The organism is Gemmatimonadota bacterium (genome assembly GCA_009838845.1).
Taxonomy (GTDB): Bacteria; Latescibacterota; UBA2968; order UBA2968; family UBA2968; genus VXRD01.
In genome coordinates this window covers 1-3,263 of sequence record VXRD01000037.1, presented here as the reverse complement: position 1 = coordinate 3,263, position 3,263 = coordinate 1, and the positions used below count along the sequence as shown (strand labels likewise).

Sequence of the window (3,263 nt, the reverse complement as noted above, 5' to 3'; positions counted from 1 at the left end):
TTAATCGGGCTGATAGTTCTATCTATACCCCATATACCCAAAAGAGTGGGCAGAAGCACACTCTATAATCAGAATTTAAATATAAGAAACTATATAGCATAACGCAAGTTTTATTTCCCGGCATCCGATGCCTCTCCCCCCTCTATAAGTTGCTTGAGTTCGAACAACATGCGCCGTAATTCAACCAGTGGATTTTCAACATTAGACGTCGCGTCTTCAATACTCTGATTTTCCCATAAACTGCGGTCTATCTTCAGCCTTTCAACCGCCCCTTGAATAGTGTATTTCTGGGCGTAAAGCAAGTCCTTAATTGCCAAAATGACCTTGATATTTCGCTCTGTGTACGCGCGATTGCCCGATCGGCCACGTCTGGGATTTAGTTGAGAAAATTCTTTCTCCCAAAATCTTAGAACATGGGATTCTATGCCGGTGAGTTCCGATACCTCGCGGATCGAATAATAGAGCTTTTTTATGCCACCTGGACGCATAGATATCACTTCTTTTTAAATAAGATGCGGATGGGAGTGCCGTAAAAATCAAACGCCTGTCTGAGCCTGCGCTCTAAAAACCGACGATAGTGCGTGGGAACATCCTTGGGCCGCCTGGTAAAAAAGAGAATGGTTGGCGGTGCACTGCGCGGCATAACACAGAAAGACATGCGAAAGACCCGTCCATTTTTTGTTGGCGGAGCCGTTGTTGCATTGAGATGCGTCAAAAAGTCGTTCAATTCACCCGTTGGAATGCGAAGGCGACGTTTCAGTGCTACATCCAGAGCCAGATCAATAATGCGCCACGCGCGTTGCCCCGTAAGTGCCGATAAAAAAACAATGGGATAGTTTTCGAGATGTACAAAGCGCGAGCGGATTTGCTGGGCTATTTTGTCGGCTGTATGACCGTCTTTTTCAATCAGGTCCCATTTGTTGATGCCCACGATCAGCCCTTTGCCCAGTTCGACAGCGCGTTCTGAGATTTTGACATCCTGTACTGTACACCCTTCTACAGCATCGACCAGCACAATCGCCACATCGCATCGCTCAAGGCTTTCCACCGTACGCAGCGAACTGTAAAAATCGACTTGCTCTTTAATGCGCGTCCGCCGTCTCAAACCTGCCGTGTCAACCAGTATAAATGGCTGTCTATTGCGCTTCATCGAGAGATCAATCGCGTCGCGCGTCGTACCTGGAATCTCGCTTACCACCACCCGTTCCCGCCCCAGCAGGCGGTTCACAAAAGTAGATTTGCCCATATTCGGGCGGCCCAATACCGCAATTCGAGGGGGCAATTCATCTTCTGAGTCGCCATCTTCTTCTGGAAGACCTGTAAGGATTTCATCCAGCAAGTCGCCCGATTGCCGACCATTGATAGCAGAAACGCATAGTGGATCGCCAAGTGCGAGACCGTAAAAGGCCGTGCCATCGGCCTCGTTCTCATCTCTATCGACTTTGTTGACAATCAGCCGATAGGATGCACCCGAATCGCGGATCTTGCGCGCCATAATTGCGTCGTAATCTGTAGGTCCAGTCTGTGCATCAACCACAAAGAGCAACAGGTCCGCTTCCCCCAAAGCAAGCTCGACCTGTCGAGAAACCAGACCGGCGATTATTTCGTCAGAATTGGGCACATAGCCACCCGTATCGACCAGCGTGAAGGTTCTGCCATTCCAGGTACACTGTGCATAGTTGCGATCGCGCGTGACACCGGGAAAGTCATCCACTACAGCTTTGCGCTCGCCAATCAGCCGGTTAAAGAGCGTTGACTTACCGACATTTGGCCGCCCCACAATCGCCACGACGCCCATTGCCTAATTCTCCATCTGATGTGACGAGATATACGGGTGCGCCACAATCTCACTGCCTGCACCCACAAAAGCAGACACACCCCCGACGGCGTTTTGAATGGTCTCCACCAGGTCGTAAGTGCCCACAATGATCCGACAGCCCACCTGTTGCTCCAGGTCGTCAAGCAAAAGATCATCTAAAAATAGACCATTATGATTCAAGCAGTTGGGAGGTAAAAGAACGGTCTCATCGCTTCTGATACGAGCATCTATGAGTGCGCGACCAATATCGTTGCCCGACAGCAATCCAGAAACCGTTATTCCTTCGCCAAGAAAGTGATTGACCACAGGTACAACACGAGCATCAATCCACGAAATTTGGTTCAGACGTTTGACCATTTCATCCAAAAAATGCGTACCCAACATACCCGTTACGAGTACAAAGCGCTGCGGTGGCAACGCCAAATTTTCGAGGTCCTCAATCCGATTCTCAAATCCGTCGATAAAACGACGAACCATGCCGATTCCGTTTTCGACGAGCGGAAACCCATCGTATTCGGATCTCTTTGGCACGGATTGGCCCGTCATCAAATACATTTCATCGCCCAAATACACAAAGCGCGTGCCCAGGCGTTTTTTTAACATACCCTGCCACGCTGTTATTTCGCGAATTGCCATGACAGCGTCGGCACGCGTCACGGGGTTCAATCTGGGAAGATTTTTGCGAAATTTGGTCAATCCCAGCGGCACAACGCCCAAGGATTCAACGCGTGGATGACGCGCTGCAAGATCAAAAACCGTCTGTTTGAGTGCCCGACCATCATTGATACCCGGGCACAAGACCACTTGCGCGTGCATCTGAATCCCATGTTTGGCTAAGATATCAATCCGATCCAAAACAGGTGTTGCCCGCCTGCGACCGAGCAATTCCGCTCGCAATTTGGGATCCGTGGCGTGGACCGAGATGTACATTGGACTCAATTTCTGGTCAATAATGCGCTGAAATTCATCTTCAGACAGGTTTGTCAGCGTGACATAAGCCCCGTGCAGAAAAGACAATCGATAGTCGTCATCCTGGTAATACAGGGTCTTACGCAGACCTTTGGGCATCTGATGCAAAAAGCAAAAAACACACTTGTTATCACATTTGAGAATGGGCATATCTTCAAAATCCACGCCCAAATCGTCTTCAATATCTTTTTCTATTTCAAATAAAAATCGATCTTCGCCTCGCCGCACTAAGGCCGACACATCTTCTTCGCCCATGTAAAAACGGTAATCAATGGGATCGCACACGGGGTGTCCATTGATGGTTTCTACGACATCGCCGCGCTGCAACCCAATTGCATCTCCAATCCCATCGGGATGTACCAAACGAATTTGCAAACCGGTATCAACATGTTCAACACTGCGCCGTCCCTCGACCTGTGCCCCTCTTATAACATCCATTTCAATTCCAGTAATTGATTGCCAGACAATGCAATAT

3 protein-coding genes are annotated in these 3,263 nt (G+C 49.0%); all 3 read right to left on the bottom strand.

Annotated features, from left to right (window positions below; all coding sequences use genetic code 11):
* Window positions 1-110 precede the first annotated feature (110 nt).
* From F4Y39_05340 to F4Y39_05330, 3 genes are read right to left on the bottom strand one after another with little or no spacing between them, the layout of a single operon-like run.
* Window positions 111-488: a MerR family transcriptional regulator gene (locus F4Y39_05340; protein ID MYC13133.1), complete on the bottom strand. Its 378-nt coding sequence runs from the start codon at window positions 486-488 to the stop codon at window positions 111-113.
* A gap of 5 nt (window positions 489-493) precedes the next feature.
* The gene (locus F4Y39_05335) at window positions 494-1,798 is read right to left on the bottom strand and encodes a ribosome biogenesis GTPase Der (GenBank protein ID MYC13132.1); all 1,305 of its coding nucleotides are present in this window, start codon (window positions 1,796-1,798) and stop codon (window positions 494-496) included.
* A gap of 3 nt (window positions 1,799-1,801) precedes the next feature.
* Complete coding sequence (locus F4Y39_05330) at window positions 1,802-3,226, bottom strand: DUF512 domain-containing protein (protein ID MYC13131.1); 1,425 nt, start codon at window positions 3,224-3,226, stop codon at window positions 1,802-1,804.
* Window positions 3,227-3,263 lie beyond the last annotated feature (37 nt).